The following is a 20,573-nucleotide window of genomic DNA, read 5'->3' on the forward strand; positions in this document are numbered from 1 at the left end:
TGGTCAAAAGGCTTTCTTAAAAACTTATTTCAAGCAGGTCTTCTATGGGCACATTGAACCTATACCCCTCTATAAGTACTTGTGCCTCCCCCAAAATAACAAAATTCACTTTTTGATCGGTCAGCCAAGAGAATTTCATTTGTTTCAACAAGTCCAGATTGTTCAAGGTAACCTGTAAAGGAATTATTTGTGACCCCATGGGTTTCTGATCATATGGTTCTTCCAACGTCCAATGTGCTACGGATTCTTTAGCCTTATCTAGATAAAAGCCCAGCTCCAAACTATCGATTTGATATGCAATGGGCATTTGGTTGATGGCCTCCATTTCGAGTCTGAGTTGCGTTTTTCTTAAAGAAGGTAGCTTGTCACTGGATATGGAGCGTAACTTAAAATTTTTACCATAGTCCAAGTTTTGCTCAATCTGGGTCAGAATAGCTTCTTTGGTATTAAGATGAATTTGGTCATCCAATCCTATACTGAAAGAGTTCAACATAAAGCTGACCTTTCCGTTTCCCTTGAGCTCAAAAGTCGAAGAGTCCGAGGTAAGCAGTTCGGGATAAAATGTGCTTAACCTTTTTAGGCTTATTTTGCAGCTTACAGGGATTCCTATGGTATCATTTGCATTTAGCGCAATCTGTTCCTTTAGGAATCCATTGCCCACCAACGAGTCCCTATAGTAGATTTCCATACTGGATTGGCGCAATTTTGTCCTGACATTGTTTGGGTTGTAAACAATGTAGTCCATCCCTACCATAAGGGTGTCATTTTTGGAATTCAAAATGGCAATGTTGTCGATGGCCACGAATTCCGGTCTCTTGGCACATGAGATAATGACAGAAAGGACGGCAAACAGGACTGTTGCCTTTATTTCGGTTGTTATTTTCATAGGGCATCCTTCTTTTTAAGTGATACGAAAATCAGCAGGTAAAAAAGCATGCTGAGAATGGCGATGGCCAGAAGGTTCCTATCAAACCCATCAAAGAGACTTCCTATCAATTTTCCTTGGTCCACCAGTTTTTCATTATAAAGGTCCAATATTCGAAGGGCTGAGGAAGGGGCATCCCGTACCCCGTTGGCAGGAGGGGGCAGTGCCACTGTAGCAATTACGGATTGTGTGGTATCGACAGTGCCTTCCAAATTCGGGGATGCCCCGTCCTGTACCCGTGCCAATCCCTCGGTGCCCCATCTTCCCAAAGTGAAAAAGCTCAACAGTTCCACAAGGATATTGTTTATTTTGGTCATTACCCCTGCCAACATAATCTGTGGCATCAATGCAATGGGCACCACTGTCATCACCTTTTCAGTATTGTTGAAGGTCGCTGAGAGCCAAAGCCCTATGAGTGACGCCGAAACGGAGATATAGAACATGAATGCCGCGCTTCCCCAAAACGAGCGAAGGAATATCTCTTCAAAGTCGGGGTGGGAGTTCCACTTAAAGTTAACATACACAATGCCCACAAAAATTAGGGTCTGAATCAGTGCGATGAGCGCAAGAACCGCCCATTTGGAAAGAATATATGTATTGATGGCCAAATTGAACATGCGCTCCCTTTTGTAAATGGGAAGTTCCCCGACAATTTCCTTGGCGGCATTACTGACTCCGAACCAAATCCCTGAAATGGCCATCAAGAAAAGAACCCCTATCTGGAACTTGTCAAAGACCAAACAAACAAGCCCACCTATAATAACAGGTTGTGCCAAGAGAAGTCCGAGGTTCCCCCTGTCGTTGACCTTGATTCTGAAATACCTGGAAATCAACCAAAACAATTGCAGCCAATGGGAGTCTTTCCGCTCTTTTTTGATTTCCTGGTTAATCGTCCTAGGCACACTTTGCTTGGGCGGTTTTTGATAAAACTTACCAACCACCTCGAAATCGCTCATTTTGCTGTAAACCTCTACAATATTGCCCACTTCAAAATGGGCTGTCAATAAATCCGCTGATCCTTTAAAGACCAAATGCCCCTGTACTCCCAGAAATATGACCTCATCCACATAACTGAGGTCTTCTGGTTTGTGGGTGACCATGACTATAGTAGTCCCATTGTGTGCCAATTCTTTTAAGCTGGTCAAGAAACCCTCTATAGTTTCAGGATCCAGTGGAGAGGTGGGTTCATCCAAAAAGAGGATGGTAGGTTCGGTCAAAAGTTCCACGGCAATGGAGACACGCTTGCGTTGACCGCCAGATAGACTACCTACTTTTATAGTCCGAATATCTTTCTCTTTGTCTTGGTCCAGATTTAGATCGGAGATGACCTTGTCTATTCTTTCATTGATTTCTTCATTGGTCGTATCATCCGGTAAACGCAATTTGGCGGCATAGAACAAGGTCTTGTAAACGGTCAGTTCCCTATGGACAATATCATCCTGTGGTACGTATCCTATCTTTTTTTTGATTAAGCCAAAATTTTCTGCCAGCGAAAGTCCATGAATCAGTACTTCCCCAGAAGTGGCGGGATTCTCCCCATTGAGACATTTTAATAAAGTTGATTTTCCGCAACCTGAGGGACCCATCAATGCCACGAACTTGGATTGATGGATATCCAGTGACATATCTTGGAGTCCGATTTTGTTGTTCGGGTATTTTTTTTGGATGGCACGGGCCATAATGGCACTTTTGATTTTTCTTAGGTCTCTGGGACCATTACCAAGTGTTATGCTGTAAAAGGATATGGTGATAGTATCACTGTCGTTCAGCTTTGTCTTGGTCTTTACTTCTTTTCCGTTTAGATAGGTCTTATTGGTGGATCCTAGGTCCTCAACCCAAAAACTTCCCTGGGAATATGACAGCAGGGCATGTTCACGGGTCACCGTAGGGTCTTCCAAAACAAGGTCATTACTTTTTTGGCGTCCAACTTTTAAAACCCCTTTCGCCATTATTTTTTGTTTGAAATCGGATGGACCTTGTCTTTCAATTTCTTCTTGTTCCTTTTTTTGGGTAGGTTTTTCAGTGGAAAGGTAAAAGGTTAAAGAAGCGATATTGACCATATCCCCTGGTTTCAAACTTGACCAAACATTGGGCTGCAAGCGTTTTTCGTTCACCTTGGTACCATTGGCACTCTCCAAGTCGATGATAAAGACCCCTTCTGATCTTCTTTCAATTTGGGCATGCTCCCGGGAGACCCTTCCACCGTCCACTTCAATCTCCGCACCGTGTCCATTTCTTCCAATGGTCAGCTTTTTCCCCGGCTCAAGGGGTATCGACCGCGTATTGTAAATTAAATACATCTCTTTTATCTATTGTTGTCTATGTAGGAGTGTATGCAGTTCTTTCTATGTTCTGCAAAGGGGTGTGTCGAAGTAAGCTTTCTTAGCAAATCCTGTTTTTCATATCGCTCCAATTTTTTGAAGAAATCCGCAAACCGGTTCACATCGTAACCTGCGGCCTTGGCAAGCTCAAAGCCGACTTTGTCGGCCTCATATTCGTCAATTTGATCAAAGGGCGGGGCCAGTGTTTTGTTGATTTTACTAGCTATTTCCGCAAAACCTTCCATTCGGGTCATATCCCCTAGATCAGTGGAGAGTGTGAGCTTGGTCACTTTACGCTGGGTGTGCAATCGGTCCTCATGGGCAACCTCATGACCAATGATGAAGGCCAGTTCGTCATAGGAATCCACAAAGTCCAATAGTCCGGTAGTGATATAGAGATAGCCACCAAGAGTGGCGAAAGCATTGATTTCATCCGATTTAAGTATGCTCAATTTGTAGTTTATCCCTTTACGGGAAACGTTCTTTGAGATTTTTTGTAGGATTTCCTCGACCTTTTCCTTGGCAAAATGGGTGTTGTCCAATTGGCCCAACAAGACGTATCGGCTGTAAATTTCCCTGCCGATGGAGCTTTTGGAATTACTGCTGATATAGAGTGCAAAATCAAGCCAATTGTTCTCCGCCTGTTTCAATAGAAAGGCGGGGCCATCAAATGCATGGCCACAGTTGTTCAACAAGGCTGCATCTTCAACTTTGGAGGTGTAGACGGCTATGGCCTCGTCAAGTTTATCCAAGGGCAGTTCCTGTGCACCGGACCATTTAAAAAGGAGAATGACTAGAAGAGTGGAAAAGGTTGGTTTCATCTTGTTTTTATGGTATATAACCAAATGTAGCAAATGTCATCTTTTAAGTGGAAAATTTCCCTATAAATCTTTGCTACAGACACTTGACAACCACTGCTTGGTCACTTTGGATTCCTCCTCCGAAGGTCTTCTGTTGCCTTTGCCCAAGCACTGTACCAATATGCGGAACTTTGGACTTATCTCGATTGTAATGGCCCTGTTTCCATTCTTTTTCAGGGAGAAAATTGCCGAAGTGCCCGAGGCGCACCTTCCTGCATAGGTTCCCACACAATGGCGCATAATCCGTCCTTCTTCATACAATTGTTTGCCGTTGGTCAGTTCCACAAAATCCCATATATTGTCCTTCCCGTCCGTAAAGGTCCAATCCCAATAATGCCCCTCCCATTGGTATCCTACCCATGAGGGCAAGTATCGGGAGGCCAAATATTCCTCGCTGGCCGCGAGCACGTTGTTCACCGTCCTCCCTTTCCATGTAAATTCCGCTTCATTACCATTACGAGTCGCTTCAGTATATCGATGAAGAGCCCAATCAATTATTAGGTTGCTTTCCTCGTCGCTTATTGACTCTCGGTTCCTAATCAACCATACCACCGTGTTTTTCCAAAATCTGCGATAAGCCTCATCGGACGTCCGTTCCGTCGGGTCAATCACCAGTGAACGACTGTACATAATGCGCATGAAGTCCTGTTGGTTCCCTCCCAACCTTCGTATTTCTGCATAGAGACATGATTCCATGGGGTAATCGGTGTTGGGTGCGTCTTTAAGAAAGTGCTGGAATTTATTGGAAATATTCCATCCAAAGTATTCTGACGCGTTCTTAAGACTTCCACCTTGTCCAATAATCAAGTGCCAGCATATCCACTTGAAGGGAATGTAATTTCTTTCAAAGCCACCATTGGTATTTGGGAACCATTGTTTATTGAGAAAACTGGGTACATCGTATGCTGTGAAAAGGTGATCAAGGATGTGTTTTCCGCTTTCCGGTGTCCAAGATTCGGGACCTCTCAACCAAAAAGGGGACAACAAACTGCACCACTTTGCAATAAACTCCCCATGTTCTTGGCCTACCGCCTTTCTGATTATTTCAATATTTGATAGATCACCAATCGCTTTTCGTAGGCATTCCACGGTCTTGTCCATAGTGTCTGGTAGATTATTCAAATCCTTAAAATAGGAGTGCAGTCTTTCCTCGATTTGGTTTCCCGGCACCAAGGTCTTTTGAAGTTTTTGTAGACTTGAATCCCAAGGCAGCTTATCGCCGACATTTAACTTCTGAACCGTCCTTTCCCGGCTGATGACCTTCTCGTACACCCTTTGATAATTGTATTCGCAGATATCCTCTTGGCTTCCCATTCCAATGTCGCTATAATAGCAATCAACACAACAGTGGAAACCGGGAATATAACCATTCAAAGCGGCCAAAGGGTCCCTTAGGTTGTTCCAGTACATATCATGGACATGGCCTCCAGATTTGTCTAAATGGTATTGTTCCAGTTCTTCCTCCAAAGAAGTCTGGGAATTCTTCAATCCATAAAATCGTTGCCAACGCCAGTTGTGGGGTTTTTTGTAAAACTTACGGCCCATTTTAGAATGCTTTTGATTAACCTCTAGTAGTATATAACTAAATTAATGTAATGTCATCATTAAAGTTTGTTTGGAAGCAGATTGAACGAAATTTATTGGTTTGACAGTATTCTTAATGGTATTTTAAATCCAGTGTTTAAAGGGATGATTTATTTTGTTTATTTTCATTGATTTACACGTTTTTATTGATATTCGTGAGTATCATAAAATAGATCGAATTTTAGAATGGTTTTTTCCAAAAAATGTTTGGCTTTCTGTTTGATGTATTAAAAAAGGAAACTTCCGAACACCAAAATCTACCTTTTTTAAAGCACCCGTATTCAAATTCCCACTAGTCTTATTGTTGATAACTGGTCGATGGGCAAGACCTTGGGGACTACAGAAACCATAATTCCCGCTTGGAAGATGGCGGTAAGGTCGAAGGATATCACGGACAGGCTTATTTTCCATTCCGATAGGGGCTCGCAATATTCCAATTACGAGTTTACCGATATCCTAAAAGAACATAATGGTACAGTGGTACAGTCAATGAGCAGAAAAGGGATTGCTGGGACAATGCAGTGGCGGAATCTTTCTTTAAGAGCTTGAAGGTCGAATGGGTGTACCATCAAAATTATGGCTTCAGGTCCGAAGCGGAACTATCGATACTCCAGTGGATAGAGATCTGGTACAATAGAAGGAGGATACACTCGACATTGGACTATAAAACCATAGAGGAATTTGAAAACGAAATGTATAACCAAAAATCAGCGGCATGACTCTTATCTGTTGTCCACTTTTTTGTTGCAAGTCCATTTTCTTTATAAGCTGTAAAATGGATAAAAAATTAAGCTCGTCCTTTTCGTTCAGCTCATTAATTATATCGACCCCTCTGGTCTTTTCTTTTAAGAGTTGATATTTAGCTTACTAAATGATGAAGTGCCTTTGAATGCTCTTTTTAATTTCTCATTTTTATTATCCCAAAATTCCTTTTTTATAGATTGACCTAGGCTTATGGAAGTTGTTTTTCGAAAATGAGTTAATCGTAAAATAATAGCATCTTTTTTCTTCCTATGCGTATCTAAAGAAAGTTTTATATTGGTATTCATCCTAATCAAAGGTAAAAAAATTTGCACGCAAATAGCTGATTTTATTTGAACTTAAATGAACTCAAAATCAAGTAACATACTGATAAACAAATTTATATGAATTTATTTGGACTGATTTGGTATGGTAATCCTCTTGCTGGCAGGCAGCAACTGTTCGGCAACACAATTTTCCCAACCTCCATCGCGTGAGGGATTGCAGTGAAAAGCCCTGAATCCTTGCCATCAGGCCTTGCAACGGAAAGCCCGGTCCCTAGGGACACGCCCAAGAAACAACTAAAGTATTATGGCCCGCTGTCAGGGTTAGGCCTAATAAGCATTGATATTCAATGCCCTACCACCCCTTGTTTTATTTTGTCCTTAACCGCTCCATAAAGAACATCGGGGTAATGCCCACCCGGGATTTAAAGGCCTTGATAAAGGTGCGTTCACTATTGAAGCCCGCTTCCCCGGCAAGGGAACGATTGCTATAACGGGCCAGCTTTTGATCTATTTTCATTTGTTCAATGATATGGTCCACCCTAAGATCATTGATGTATTCTGTTACCCGTTTTCCCTTATAGTGGGTAATGATCTGGGACAGGTACTTTCCGTTCACTTCGACCAGGACCGCCAGTTTACCCGCGGACATTTTGGGGTCGAGAAAATCCCGACGGACTTCAAAACGTTCCAGACGGACCAATACGGCATCTATCTTCTCCCGGGATATATCCAAAGGATGTGATGGAACACTATGGATTTTTTCCGGCTTACGGGCAGGTGGGTTTTCCCCGGCAAGGATGGCCTCAAACCTTTTTTGGTACAGCTTTCGGGTACGTCGGTAGTGCCAAGCCAACCAAAGCATCAGGATGGACAATAGTACCACTACCCCAACACCGATGTTTTTCTGTCTCTCCCTGACGCTTAACATCCCGAGAATGTGTTGTTTTTCCCGTTGGATACTTTTTAGGTCATAACCATGCTTGACCCTATCATCCAGGTATTGGTGCTGTTCCCGTAAAAAATCAATGGCCGAAATATGCCTGTTCAGATAGGCCAACTGAAGATCAGGTCTATCTTGGGCTCCGTAGTATTCCGCTAGGTAACTAAAGGCTCCCAGCAGTTCAGCCTTGATATAGTTCCGCTCCATAAAGACCGTATCCACCTGCTTAAAATATCTCACCGCCCTTTCCCGTTGTCCCGATGCCCAATGGCAGCGTCCCAAGTAAAACCCGGTCAATACCTCATTGGCAAAATCGTTGCCCTTGTACCGTATCAACTGTAGACCGCTGTCCAGATACTTTATCGCCATGGGATAGTCGCCCTGAAGGGCATAATTGATGCCCTCGGACTGTACAAAATACCTGTCCAAGCTGTGAAATTCCAGCCGTTGCCCCTCTTCCATCCCCAAGGTATTGACCTTACGGCTCAGGCCATAATTTTCCATCTGCTGGTGACAACGCCCGAGGAGCAACAGGGAATTGAGGTAACCGGGCACACTGTGCTCCTTAAAATACCCTAGTCCCTTGTTGAGCAAAACGACCGCCTCATCATAATGCTCGGTGTAGTATTTGACCAGGGCGATATTGTACTGAAGCTTATGGTGCAGGTAGGCATCATCGATACGGGCCAGGTACTCATCGGCCAAGAGGTAATTCTCCAAGGCCCGTTTGTACTCTTTTTCGCTGTAGAACACAATTCCCTTGGTGAGATAAGTGGAGCCGATCAAGGCAGTGTCCATGACGGATTTGGCGGTGGAAACCATACTGTCCGCATACGCGAGCCTGGCCTTGCCAGAAGAACGGTGAAGGTAGTTTTTATAGCCTTGCACCCACTGGGTGGCATTGTTTTCTTTCTTGGCCTTCTCCAGATAGGCCTTCAGATAACTACCGCGGGCTATAGTATCCTTCCCTGAGCTTCTGATCCGTTCAAACAGCACATAATATTCCAGTCCCAATAGGGAATCGACCTGTCCCGTAGGATCTTGGGCCCATAGGGTGCCCATGCCCATGAGGAACAGGGAAACGATCAGTTTTCCAATCATCGGTTGCTGCATGGCAATAAAAATATACGGGGGAACCATCCTACTGCCATCCTTTTGGTACCTACTGCTCTTTACCAGTATGAAAAATGAAAGCGGGATTTCCCTAAGATACTATAAAACGTACGTTTTTACTTACATACTTGTTAAAAATCCACCATGACGATTTCAGGAAAACCATCTGCCCTTTTCGGGAAATCACCGAACAAGCCCTTGCACGGATACCCGAATCACCCCTAGTTTTACATCGAATTCAATCCTTAAGGCTTCCGTACCATCGGCGGTCAACAAGGTTCAGATTACCCGGGTGAGCATGGACCGATTCAAATATTGGTCAATTAAAATCCATTACAATGAAACATTCCATTTACACCTTTGCACTAGCCATGGCAACACTTGTGGCCTGCACGCCCGATACCCTTTATGACGACTATCCACTAGGGGATAGCCTCGCCTCACCATCAAAACAACAGTTGCCACTGCAACCAATGGCCCATGACACCGACCCCGTCATCGAAGATGAGGACTGGGACCTGTCGATCCCCAACGCAGTTGGGAACCCACAGGTTCTCATACGACAACGGACCAATCTCGATTTCGATTCCATTGCTCCCATGCCAGAGGCCGAACCCTTTAGCCTGGAAAACTGATGGAATCCCGTGACCGTGCACAACGAAAATGGCAGCTCCTTTGGCCCGTGACCCTAATGGCCATCAACCTCTGTGCCATTTGGATTGTCATTAAGCTGTTCGGTTACGATCAACTGGTGGATCATTTTAATCCGGAAGGTATCACAAGACGTGTTCATCCCGGAAAACCGGCCCTGCTCTTGTTCATCAGTGTGCTGTGCAACCTATTCCTAACGCTCAGCACATTGTTTTCAAAGCTCATGGATATCGGAGAACGCTGAACCTTTTGGGACGGTCAGATAGCCATGGAAAGCAACCGGTAGCGGGGCTGGTTATCCTTTTTATCAAGGAGAGCAAGCAAGTAAGTACGGTACATACCCAATTTGGCAGGCTGCACGCCCTGCTGTTTCTTGTCAAAAAAGGGCGGATCCAAATAGTAATTGAGCAAGTCGCCCGGATGCTTTATCCTGGCCGACTCCTTTTACTGCCCCAAGGGAGAAATTGGTTCCTCCAGCAATCCCTTTCCCCTATTGAAATGGGCATTGTTGGCCTTGATTCAAAACAGATTCATGTAGATACCTCCAGGGCATTGCCCATGAGCTTATTTAAGTATTGGGAGCGACAGCCCCGTACCTTGGACCTTAAAACCAAAGAACTGCATTGGTTGTTGAAACTCTTCGTAATCCTCAAGGCCAAGATCCATCCTACTACTCCCTCCCCTGTCCATGGAATTGTCCTTCGCTATGGACTCCATATGCTATTGTGGGAACTGGACCGTTTGATTCAAAAAGAAAAACCTGTGACATCTATCATGCACACCGCCGGACATTTTTTGGTATTGCAATTTATGGAATTGCTCGCCCGCCATTACAGCTCTCAGCACCAAGTAGGTTTTTATGCCAAGCGTCTTCGGGTTACACCGGACCACCTCTCCAGGGTCATCAAAAAGAATACGGGCCGAACGGCCAAGGACCATATCCAGCAGCTCTTGACGCAAGAGGCCAAAGTACTGTTAAACGGCCCGAGATCCATCAAGGAAATTGCCTATCTGCTCGGGTTCAACACCGCCTATGCGTTCAGTAAGTTCTTTAAGCGCAATGCATCCGTATCCCCAACATCCTACCGTAAACAGCACCGGAAGAGCCCAAATGACCCAAGATAATATCAAAACAAGGTGGGGTCGGTGAATTCCAGTGAAGCCTCGTTTTGGTCGCAATGACCAATATAGGTCATTTGATTGCTAATTATTGTCATTGACCATTACGATGTATAATCCAAGCATCTTCACCGGTCGCAGAGCACCGACCTGAGCGCGGGGAATACCGTGATAGCGGCATGGAAAATGGCCGTGGGCAACAGGCCCCCGTCCGAAAGGTCGGTCTTCCATTCGGACAGGGGAATCCAGTACGCTTGCCAAGAGTTCGTCGACCTGTTGGAAAGCTACAGATGTGTCGAACGGAGCATGAGCTGTAAGGGCAACTGTTGGGACAATGCCGTTGCCAAGAGCTTTTTCAAGTCCATCAAGGTGGAACTGATCCATAGAAAACGGCATGCCGGCAAGAAAGAGGCCGCACTCTCGGTATTCGAATGGATAGAGACATGGTACAATAAAAGCAGAACACACTCCGCATTGGGGAACATGACGATCGACGAATTTGAAAATTTAAGTAAAATCAAAAATGCGGCTTAACTTTTTGTCCGTTTTTTTGTTGCAAGTCCAAAGCTCTGCTTTGGGCTTTCTTAAGACAATTATTAAATAAAGTGTGGTTAGGAGGAGGTCACTACTCTGACAAGCGGGCACCAAGGACTACCATGGCATAGCATTTTAGATGTCGATAAAGCTCAGCCGCCGGACACGGCCAGCATATCAGAGTGTGTGGTCCGGGTTAAAGCCATCTACCAATTTTTTATGCTCGTAATCGGCCACCATAAGCTCCTCATAATCAGTTTTTGTTCCCTTGGTAAACTTATGCACTAATTTTTCCATTAAATTATATATTACCGGTACTATTATCAAGGTCAGGAAAAGCGAACTTATCAATCCCCCTATGATAACCCATGCAAGACCGTTTTTCCATCCCGATCCCGGGCCTGAGGCCAAAGCAATGGGAAGCATCCCGAAAACCATGGCAATGGTGGTCATCAGAATCGGGCGCAGACGTGCGTGGTTGGCCTGTATCAAAGCGTTCCTGACCGTTTCCCCCGACCGGACCCTTTCGTTGGCAAAGTCAACCAGGATGATGGCGTTTTTACACACCAGCCCGATCAGCATAATTATACCAAGAATGGTAAAGATGTTCAGGGAATTGTTCGTTAACGCCAATGCCAGCAAAGCTCCGATGAACGATAACGGAATGGAAAAAAGAACTACGAACGGGTGCACAAAACTGTCGTACAGGGAAACCATTACCAAATAGACCAATATAACAGCCGCCAACATGGCAATTCCCAGTGTTCCGAACCCTTCCGATTGTCTTTCTTTATCCCCTCCCCATACATAATTGACACCCGTAGGCCGTTCGACATCTTTAAAGGCAGCTTCCCATTCATCCGCGACCGTACCGGCCGGCCGGCCTACGGACTGACCTTTTACGGTAACCGACGCGGTCTTGTCCCGGCGTTCCAATTGGCTCGGGCCCAACGTTTCCGTGATGTCGGCGAATTGTGAGAGTTTTACTTCTTGTCCTTGATTGTTCGTAAGGATCAGATCCCCAACATCGGCAATGTTTTTTCTATCAAAACTATTGTAGCGTATGTTAATATCATATTCATATTCCCCTGCCCTGAATTTGCCATCGGTATTGCCGTTAAATGCGGTCTGCATTGTCAATCCTACCGTTTGTAACGATAAGCCGAGGGAGGTCATCTTATCCCGATCTACCTGAACATTGATTTCAGGGTTTCCCGTTTCTACGGACAATTCGATTTCCGTGGCCCCGGGAATTTTATATAGTTCCGCCTCGGCCTTTCTGGCAAAGACCATGGCACTATCCAAACTAGGCCCGGTCACGACCAAGGCCAACGGGGCTTCCTCCGCCACTCCCAAAAGACTTATAGGTACGGTCTTCACCTTGGCGCCTACCAATATTTTCTCTAAACGACGTTTTGTTTTGGCTGCAAATACATAAGAATCGTCATCGCGTTCCTTTTCATCTACCATTTGAACGTTGATTTCCGCTTTGTAAGCGGTGGCCTGTGAAGCACCTAAGCCCTCGCTGGTCTGGCCTACGGTAGTGATAAGGCTCTTGACCTCTTCTTGGGTATTCAAAAAGGCCTCTGCTTTTTGGGCCATAAAATTACTTTGTTCCAATGAGGCATCTTTCGGTAGTTCTATCTGCACCAAAAATTCGCCCCTATCAGATGCGGCAAAGAATTCACCTCCTATAAATCCTGCCCCTACCAAGGCAATCGAAGCAAAGAAGATAACCAAAACGATGGACAACGTGGTCTTATAATGATCCAGGCACCAAGTCAATAAACCGGAGATCCAATTCGTGAAACGTTTTAATTGTGTTTCGAATTTGATGATAAGCCTACCGAACAGGTTTTTACCAGTGATATGCTCCAATTTTCCGAAACGGGACGATAACCAAGGAATAATGGTAAACGATGCCAACAGGGACAACAAAGTCGAAATTATGATGGTCACACAAAATTGGGTAATGATTTTTGACACCAGACCGCTGCTCATGGCGATCGGAAAAAAGACGACCACGATTACCAGCGTTATCGAAGTTACCGTGCCCCCTATTTCAGCGGTACCATCATAGGCCGCACGGACACGGTTTTTGCCCATTTCCATATGCCGGTAAATGTTTTCGAGTACAACGATGGCATCGTCCACCAAGATGCCCACCACCAGAGACAGTCCCAATAAACTCATTAGGTTCAAGGTATAGTCCAAAAACAAAAACCCTATAAATGTCGCTATCAACGATGCGGGTATGGACACCATTACAATTAGCGAGTTTCTTAAACTGTGCAAGAAGAAGAGCATAACGATCGCTACCAATAATACAGCGATCAATAGGTCATGGATTACCGAATCGGCCGCCTCCAAGGTAAAAACAGTACTGTCATTGGCGACATTGAGCTTGAGGTCTATGGCTTTATAATCGGTCTCGAGCTGTGCTATCCGTTTCAATATATCCTCGCTTACGGCCACGGCATTGGCATCGGACTGCTTAATTACCTGCAATAGGATGGCACTTTTTTGATTTACCCTTGCAATTTTTTCGGGTGTTTTTTGACTGTCCTGAACATCCGCAATATCACTGAGCCTCACTTGGATGCCATCTTGATCCGCGACCACTAGATTACGCAGCTCTTCAACGCTTTTATATTTTCCGGCCAATCGGATCAATATTTTTTGCTGCCTGGTCTGAATATTTCCTGTGGGGAAATCCAAATTCGAGGCCAGGATGGTCTGTTGGACCTGTGGTATGGAAAGGTTATATCCCTGAAGTCGGTCGGCATCTAAATTTACCTGGATTTCCCTTTCTTGTCCCCCGATCAAATTTATCTGTGCAACACCATTGACCCGGGAAAGTAAAGGGGCAATTTTTTTATCGATCAGGTCATAAAACTTGATTTCATCCATCGTGCCATTAGCACCAATTGTCATGATCGGAAGGTCGCTCAATGAAAATTTGCTTAAGGAGGGTGTTTTGGCATCATCTGGCAGATCACTGATAATAGCGTTGATCTTCCGTTGTGCATCGTTTAGGGAAAAATCAACATTGGCATCATCCGTCAAGGTAATCGCAACCGTGGAAAGACTTTCATAAGAACGCGATTCTATTTTTTTGATGTTCTCCAGAGAGGCAACCGCATCCTCTATTTTTTTTGTCACGGTATTTTCGATCTCGTTGGGCGAGGCACCGGGGTAGATAGTGGCGACGGTTATGACATTTCGGTCGAATTTGGGTATCAATTCATATCCCAGTTGGTTATAACTGAACAGGCCCCCGAGGGTAAGTATGGTAAACAGCACAATGACCAATGAAGGTCTTTTTATGGAAATTTCAGCTAATTTCATAGTATGAAATAAAATGTTAGAGGTTATTGTCCGGTTCTAGTCGATGATATCTATCTTGGAACCGTCCTGTAGATTGATCTGACCGGTAACTACTACGAGTTCATTGCTGTCCAGACCATCCAATATTTCGACCTTATCACCGAATATTCTTCCGGCCGTTACGTCGGTCAGTTTTGCAACTCCATCCTCGGCCACAAAAACCTGGTTACTGCTTACACTTCCCAAGAACGCATTTCTAGGGGCCACCAGTATCTTTTCGCTTTCCCGGTCCGACGAGGTGAACGTTGCCGTTCCGTACATGCCCGCCTTCAGGGCATTGTCCGGATTGTTCGATATCTCGATTTCCACCGGAAAATTCAAACTGCTATCCGATTTCGGTGCTATAAACGTAATTTTTCCAGAGAATGTCCTGTCAGGTAAAACACTGGCTTTTATATTTACCGGGTCGCCCACTTTTAAACTGGCCACTTGGGACTCGTTGACCGTAACCCTTAGTTTCAGTTTCGAGACATCGACAATGTCGAACATTGGAGTTGCCGCTCCTAGAACAGAACCCGGTTCGATATAACGTTTGTTCACAACTCCTTTTATCGTAGCTTTTATGTTGACATCCCCTGCATTTACCTTGGCCTGTTCCAGTCTCGATTGTGCGGTAACCAAGGTCAGCTTGGCCTGGTCCATTTGTTGTTCGGTCACTCCACCGGTTTTTAGGGCATTTTCAAAACGTTTATAATTTGTGGCCGCATTCTGATAGGCAGCTTCAGCAGCGTGCAGTTCTGCCGATACCTGTTCACTTCTCACAATTGCCAAAGTTTGCCCCACTCTGACATGATCGCCTTCTTCTACCAAAACCCTAACGACCCTACCTGGCTTTTCCGCAGAAAAATCCAGTTCCTTAAAGGGTTCGAAGTTCCCATTGGCGGTAAAATTGAGGGAACTGGTTTCCGTTTTTACCGTATCCACTTTTACGGCGACGCTAGCATTTTTTTGTGCAACGATATCCGTCTTTGTTTGATTTTCCTGTTTATTGTTCATTAAGGTAAAGGCGATCAAGGCCAATGCCACTACAATTACAAGTATGTATATTACGTTCTTTTTCATCGTGCTTATTAATTTGTTAATGTCCTTAATTCCCCTATGGCCTTCAACAACAGAATTTCTGCCAGTTTGTATTGTAAAATTGCGGTGTTAAAGTTGTTCCTGGCCTCGGTCAAGGCGTTTTCCGCATCCAATAGATCCGTTAGCGGAGCCAAACCTTGGACGTAATTGTTTCTGGTATTGTCCAAAACTGCCTGTGCCAACCTGACATTTTCGTTTTGATTGTCGATGGTCGCAACACTATTGTTTATTTGGGTTCGGGCATTTTCGTAATCAAGGTCCAAGGCCAATTGGGTATCCTTGATATCCTCTTGTAAGATCTTCAGATCGATATCGGCCTGCCGTACTTTGGAACGCGTCCCAAAACCAGCGAAAATGGGAATTTTCAAACTCAATGCTATCGATGAAAAATCGGACCAATATACATTGTCCTCCGGCTTTTTGAACCAGGGAAGATCCGGGCCTTGGCCAAGATAGTTGTACCCACCTGTCAGGGAAAGCGTTGGATAATATTCCGCCTTGACCGCCATTTTCTGGTAGGTCAGCAATTGTTCCTGCTTTTTGAGAAGCAGATACTCCGTTCGATTCTCGGTATCCGGGGATGAAACTACCTCCCTTGGCCTGAATTCGAACTCGATTTCCGGAATTTCGATTTGGGCGGTTATGGGCATACCCATAAAAAATTTCAGGGTATTTTCTTGAAGTTGTAACGCATTGTTTATCTGGAGCCGTTGGGTCTCGAGATTTGAAATTTTAACAATGATCCTGTCCAGATCGATTTTCTTCGCCAGCCCATTTTGTAACTGGCCCTCAATGATATTTTTTGCCTTGATCGTATTTGCCAACGTACTATCGAGTACTTGAAGGTTTAACCGCTGTAGATATACCCGATAATAACTATTGGCTACCTTTTCTATTACCTGCTCTTGTGTCAATAGATTATTGATCTGATAAAACTCACGGGTAGTTTTAGCGGCTTTTAAACCCGTGAAAACCGATTGGTCAAATATGGTCTGGTTCAACGAAACACCAAAGACCGAATTCCATTTTTGCCCCAAAGTTGCCTGTATAATGGTGCCCGGTTGCCCAAAGGAACTTCCATCGATCACATTGGTCTGTAGAATGGGATTATAGACCAAACTACCGTTCCCTGTGATCTGTGGCAATGCCCGCGAACGAACTTCCTGGATTTGGTACTCACTATTTTCAATTGCCAGCTTCGATTTTTGTGCATCGGCCTTGTTCTCAAGTGCATAGGTGACGGCCTCCTTTAAACTAAGCTGTTTTATTTCTTGGGCATTGGCTACGCAAACAAGGCATAAAAGGGAAATGCTTAAAAATTTTTTGATCATAAACGGATACGTATTTAATGGGAAGAAATTTTTGGATGTCCTATAGGCTTTTTAAGATACCTCTTTTTTTATGCATAATTCTTTATCATTTAAAGTCTAGGAGCCATTTCTATATATGCTATAGATACATCTTGCCAAAGCCACTGGATCCTTTTGTCCACTTTGGAAAAGTTCCACGTCCACTACGGCGGTCGCCTTACCACTTTTAACGATCTTTGCCTTGGCCAAAATATCCCCTTCAACGGTAGGATGGAGATAATCGATCCGCATATCCAAGGTATTTATCCTGTCCTGTAAGGAATCGAGGGTCGTCGCTCCGGCAGCCCCTCCCGCCGTATCGGCGATAGCCGCCAAAATACCTCCATGCCATCGTTTTTGCAGATAATCTCCTATAAATTCTTTCTTAAAAGGGACTTTGATGCTCACGTACCGAGGTTTGATCTCCATGATTTCCAGCCCCAATATTCTATTGGCCGGCATCATGTTTTCAATGGCATGCTTTAGAAACAAATGGTCATCCTGCCCTTTTTCCTGCATTGGTCTTATTGTAAAATTTAAAAGAATAATATTTTTCTTTTGCGAATATAAACACTATTTTCGACTTTATAACTATAATAGTCGAATGGTCAAAAATAGAGACGCCGATATTTTTTTGTCAATACTTGATTCCGCCAAGAAAAGATTTTGCCGTTATGGCCTTAAAAAAACAACCATGACGGAGATTGCCGGGGATATAGGTCTGTCGAAAGCATCCCTGTACTACTACTTCCCCAATAAGGAAGGACTATTCAAAGAAGTAGTAAGTCAAGGACATAAAACACTTTTGAACGAGTTTGAAGGACTCCTTTCCTCGAGTGTTCCGGCAGAAGAAATATTACAAGGTTACCTAGAAAAACGACTGAACTACTTTCGCGAATTTGTGCACCTCAATGCTTTGAACCTGGAATCCATAAACAGTTTGAAGCCCGTTTACGCCCGCCTATTCGAAAACTTTCGCAAAGCAGAAATACGGCTTGTGGGTGAAATATTGGCAAAAGGTATTGCCACCCAAGATTTTCAAAATCTTGATATCGCTTATTTTTCCGAATTGTTCATTGCAATCTTCCAAGGGTTGCGGCACGATGTAATTATTAAAAAAGACACCATAAATATCACGGAAACCGAATATTCCTTATTGCAGAAACAATATGAAAGCGCATTGAATATGTTCATGAAAGGAATCAAAAAATAAATTGTGGGCCCTTAGAAAAAGGAAACCAATTATTTGTTGCCTGTGAAATTATAAATTTTATGAAATGAAAAACAAGATGCTGCCCAAAATAAGGTATTTGCCTTTTTATGCAATCTCGGCCCTGCCGATGCCCGTTCTGTACTTGTTATCCGACTTGTTGTTTATAGTGGTCTATTACCTAATGAAGTATAGAAGAAATGTAGTATCGGACAATATCAAAAAATCCTTTCCCCAAAAGCCACCAATCACTCGGAGAAAAATCGAAAAGGACTTCTATCGGCATTTCTGTGATATACTTGTCGAATCCATTAAGACATTGACCATCGGTAAAAAGTCGGCGATGAAACGTTTGCGTATAGAGAATCCGGATTTGGTTGAACATTATTTAAGCGAGAAGAAGAATATTTTGCTTTATACGGCCCATCAGGGAAATTGGGAATGGATGATATTCCTGCCCCTTTTTTTTCCATACCGATCGAATACATTTTACAAACCGATCAAAAACCACTATTTCAATGGCCTATTTAAAATTATCAGAGAGCGATTTGGTGTCCATTGCATTGAATCCAACAAGGGATATAGGACCATTATAGACCTTGAACGAAAGAATGTCATTATGATGAATTGCATTATCGGTGATCAAAGCCCTGTCAGGATCAGTGCCAAACATTGGTGCCATTTTTTGAATCGGGAAACGGCTTTTTTCGTAGGGGCCGAAAAGCTTGCAAAAAAAACCGGTGAAGTTGTTCTGTTTCCTTCTTTCAAAAAAATAAGAAGAGGGTGCTATGGACTGCGTTTTAGTTTAATTACGGACAATCCCGTTTCCATGAGAACCAATGGGATTATAGAGGACTATGCAGGGGCATTGGAAAACGTGATCTTGAAATCGCCGGAACTTTGGCTATGGAGCCATAGAAGGTGGAAGTTAACTGCCGGAACATGGAATTTTAAGGTTCCCGGCATTATCTGGTCTATATAATAAAAAGCTATTGAAATTTAATACCGATTATATTTGTCTAGAAAGAACCGAGACAAAAGGCTTAACGACCTAGCACCATTTATCATTTTGGTGATCCTTATCATATCCGCTATCATCGTAAATATGTAAACTTTATATTGCCTTAATAATTTGCCCAAATGATCAGTAAATCCGAACTTATCGCATGCTCCGCCTTAAACTTCACTCGATTTGGGAGCAAACGCTTCACACTCGATGAGTTGGCAAATCAGCTCGGCATATCAAAGAAGACCATCTACCATTATTTTAACAAAAAAGAAGAATTGGTTCAAGAGAGTACCGCCTATCTGTTGCTAAGTTATTCAAGGGAGATTCAAGGACCGGAGATTGCGTTATGTAAAGATCCGCTGGAAAAGATCATACTGATATACAAAAAGGGTTTCGAACATTTAAAATATTTCAGTCCCACGTTCCTATTTGGGCTAAGGAAATATTATCCCAAGGCCTATGAACTCTTTAACGGCTTTCGGAATGACCTGGTAAATGAAACCATTTATGAACTTTTTGTCGACGCACAAAAATTGGGCTGTGTTCAAAATGAGGTAAACTTGAGATTGGTTTGTGAACTGTATTTTTTGAATTTGAACGCTATCGCTTTTGGTAGATCCAGTCTTTTTGATAAATATACCCAGCAAGAGATTCTACAACATCTCATCATCAACACCATAAAAGGTATTGTGACCAAGGATTACACCAACAGGTTTATCCAAAAATAGACCGACAACTATCATTTGGTAAAAAAGTATTTCAAGGTAAATTAGGTTGAAGCGAAAACTACCGAATATAAATGCCTACTGCTATTAAAAATATCCTCTATTGCCAATGGATTATTCAAAGGATTCCCAAAAAACATTCGATAATGCCGTTCACATTTTAAAAGGGAAGAATATATTTTCTATCTGTGGATGCCTATGTCACTTTTCCGTCCGCCCCTGACAATAGGGGAATTACAAACAAAAACTTGACGAGCCAGCCCATAAACCTGCCTATCGATCAGATAAAGTACATTGGTTGTTTTTGCGCCTCTTCCTTCCCTTACCCACCGCTCTTCATCTTGAATAGGATGGCATTCATAATTTCAGAAATCGGGGCTATCGATGGAAAACCAAGTTGGGAAAGAAGTATGTACGGAACTATCTCCATTTCTATAGTATCTTTATCGAGTACTTTGTGCATGGGCTATGAAATTTGAGTATGGTAACACAAATCTCAGAAGCCCTATCTCTCGTACAAAAAAAGTTTAAATCACTTCAATAAAAAAATAAACAGAAATATTGATTTGCCTACATTATTTATGATGGCATTATACATGGTGGGCCCATCACGTTTGAACGAATCATAATGCAAAAAAAACGGGCATAGTACACCAGACAAAACGGAAAAAACAGAGCATAGCAAAACGTATTTAAGCCACCAATAAACAGACTCTTATGGCTTTATAGTGACTCAAA

The 20,573-nt window shown here is 43.4% G+C and carries 18 protein-coding genes and 1 pseudogene; 8 read left to right on the plus strand and 11 right to left on the minus strand.

Annotation, left to right across the window (positions count from 1 at the left end; translation table 11 throughout):
- Positions 1-16: 16 nt before the first annotated feature.
- From PY091_RS16260 to PY091_RS16275, 4 genes are read right to left on the minus strand one after another with little or no spacing between them, the layout of a single operon-like run.
- Positions 17-886, minus strand: a complete 870-nt coding sequence (locus PY091_RS16260) for an LEA/WHy family protein (protein WP_166247293.1) — start codon at positions 884-886, stop codon at positions 17-19.
- Complete coding sequence (locus PY091_RS16265; RefSeq protein ID WP_166247292.1) at positions 883-3,225, minus strand: FHA domain-containing protein; 2,343 nt, start codon at positions 3,223-3,225, stop codon at positions 883-885. Before PY091_RS16265 ends, PY091_RS16260 begins: the two co-directional genes overlap by 4 nt.
- A gap of 5 nt (positions 3,226-3,230) precedes the next feature.
- A complete protein-coding gene (locus tag PY091_RS16270) occupies positions 3,231-4,067 on the minus strand; it encodes a M48 family metallopeptidase (protein WP_166247291.1) in 837 nt (278 codons plus the stop codon).
- A gap of 60 nt (positions 4,068-4,127) precedes the next feature.
- The gene (locus tag PY091_RS16275) at positions 4,128-5,651 is read right to left on the minus strand and encodes a PcfJ domain-containing protein (protein WP_166247290.1); all 1,524 of its coding nucleotides are present in this window, start codon (positions 5,649-5,651) and stop codon (positions 4,128-4,130) included.
- A 342-nt stretch (positions 5,652-5,993) separates the two neighbouring features.
- Here PY091_RS16275 and PY091_RS16280 point away from each other — a divergent pair.
- Positions 5,994-6,409: pseudogene (locus PY091_RS16280) on the plus strand (integrase core domain-containing protein); the annotation flags it as partial.
- Between the two features lie 126 nt (positions 6,410-6,535).
- Here the strand turns inward: PY091_RS16280 and PY091_RS18725 are convergent.
- The gene (locus PY091_RS18725; RefSeq protein WP_166247287.1) at positions 6,536-6,739 is read right to left on the minus strand and encodes a hypothetical protein; all 204 of its coding nucleotides are present in this window, start codon (positions 6,737-6,739) and stop codon (positions 6,536-6,538) included.
- Positions 6,740-7,085: 346 nt separating this feature from the next.
- A complete protein-coding gene (locus tag PY091_RS16285; RefSeq protein WP_166247286.1) occupies positions 7,086-8,771 on the minus strand; it encodes an AraC family transcriptional regulator in 1,686 nt (561 codons plus the stop codon).
- 338 nt (positions 8,772-9,109) lie between these two features.
- Between PY091_RS16285 and PY091_RS16290 the strand changes: the two genes are divergently transcribed.
- From PY091_RS16290 to PY091_RS16305, 4 genes are all read left to right on the plus strand, one after another.
- Positions 9,110-9,406, plus strand: coding sequence for a hypothetical protein (locus tag PY091_RS16290; RefSeq protein WP_166247285.1), 297 nt, complete (start codon positions 9,110-9,112; stop codon positions 9,404-9,406).
- Positions 9,406-9,666, plus strand: coding sequence for a hypothetical protein (locus PY091_RS16295; protein ID WP_166247284.1), 261 nt, complete (start codon positions 9,406-9,408; stop codon positions 9,664-9,666). Before PY091_RS16290 ends, PY091_RS16295 begins: the two co-directional genes overlap by 1 nt.
- Positions 9,667-9,671: 5 nt before the next feature.
- On the plus strand, positions 9,672-10,547 hold the full coding sequence (locus PY091_RS16300) for a helix-turn-helix domain-containing protein (RefSeq protein WP_166247283.1): 876 nt from the start codon (positions 9,672-9,674) through the stop codon (positions 10,545-10,547).
- 144 nt (positions 10,548-10,691) lie between these two features.
- Positions 10,692-11,075, plus strand: coding sequence for a transposase (locus PY091_RS16305; RefSeq protein ID WP_470299861.1), 384 nt, complete (start codon positions 10,692-10,694; stop codon positions 11,073-11,075).
- A gap of 177 nt (positions 11,076-11,252) precedes the next feature.
- Here the strand turns inward: PY091_RS16305 and PY091_RS16310 are convergent, their stop codons facing one another.
- The 4 genes from PY091_RS16310 to PY091_RS16325 all read right to left on the minus strand — a co-directional run bounded on the left by PY091_RS16310 (position 11,253) and on the right by PY091_RS16325 (position 17,410).
- The gene (locus PY091_RS16310; protein WP_166247281.1) at positions 11,253-14,423 is read right to left on the minus strand and encodes an efflux RND transporter permease subunit; all 3,171 of its coding nucleotides are present in this window, start codon (positions 14,421-14,423) and stop codon (positions 11,253-11,255) included.
- A gap of 36 nt (positions 14,424-14,459) precedes the next feature.
- A complete protein-coding gene (locus PY091_RS16315; protein WP_166247280.1) occupies positions 14,460-15,524 on the minus strand; it encodes an efflux RND transporter periplasmic adaptor subunit in 1,065 nt (354 codons plus the stop codon).
- A gap of 8 nt (positions 15,525-15,532) precedes the next feature.
- Entirely contained in the window at positions 15,533-16,870 is a 1,338-nt protein-coding gene (locus tag PY091_RS16320; RefSeq protein ID WP_166250397.1) for a TolC family protein, read from the minus strand.
- Between the two features lie 99 nt (positions 16,871-16,969).
- On the minus strand, positions 16,970-17,410 hold the full coding sequence (locus PY091_RS16325) for a PaaI family thioesterase (protein ID WP_166247279.1): 441 nt from the start codon (positions 17,408-17,410) through the stop codon (positions 16,970-16,972).
- An 85-nt stretch (positions 17,411-17,495) separates the two neighbouring features.
- On the opposite strand from PY091_RS16325, the gene PY091_RS16330 reads away from it, so the two are divergent.
- From PY091_RS16330 to PY091_RS16340, 3 genes are all read left to right on the plus strand, one after another.
- Positions 17,496-18,104 carry a TetR/AcrR family transcriptional regulator gene (locus tag PY091_RS16330; protein ID WP_166247278.1) on the plus strand — a complete coding sequence of 203 codons (609 nt, stop codon included), beginning with the start codon at positions 17,496-17,498 and terminating at the stop codon, positions 18,102-18,104.
- A gap of 64 nt (positions 18,105-18,168) precedes the next feature.
- Positions 18,169-19,083, plus strand: coding sequence for a lysophospholipid acyltransferase family protein (locus PY091_RS16335; RefSeq protein ID WP_166247277.1), 915 nt, complete (start codon positions 18,169-18,171; stop codon positions 19,081-19,083).
- A gap of 158 nt (positions 19,084-19,241) precedes the next feature.
- Positions 19,242-19,838 (plus strand): TetR/AcrR family transcriptional regulator, encoded by a 597-nt coding sequence (locus PY091_RS16340; protein WP_166247276.1) that lies wholly within the window; start codon positions 19,242-19,244, stop codon positions 19,836-19,838.
- A gap of 319 nt (positions 19,839-20,157) precedes the next feature.
- Here the strand turns inward: PY091_RS16340 and PY091_RS16345 are convergent, their stop codons facing one another.
- Complete coding sequence (locus tag PY091_RS16345) at positions 20,158-20,298, minus strand: hypothetical protein (RefSeq protein WP_166247275.1); 141 nt, start codon at positions 20,296-20,298, stop codon at positions 20,158-20,160.
- Positions 20,299-20,573 lie beyond the last annotated feature (275 nt).

Origin of the sequence: Flagellimonas okinawensis (assembly GCF_029194005.1) — a bacterium.
Taxonomy (GTDB): domain Bacteria; phylum Bacteroidota; class Bacteroidia; order Flavobacteriales; family Flavobacteriaceae; genus Flagellimonas; species Flagellimonas okinawensis.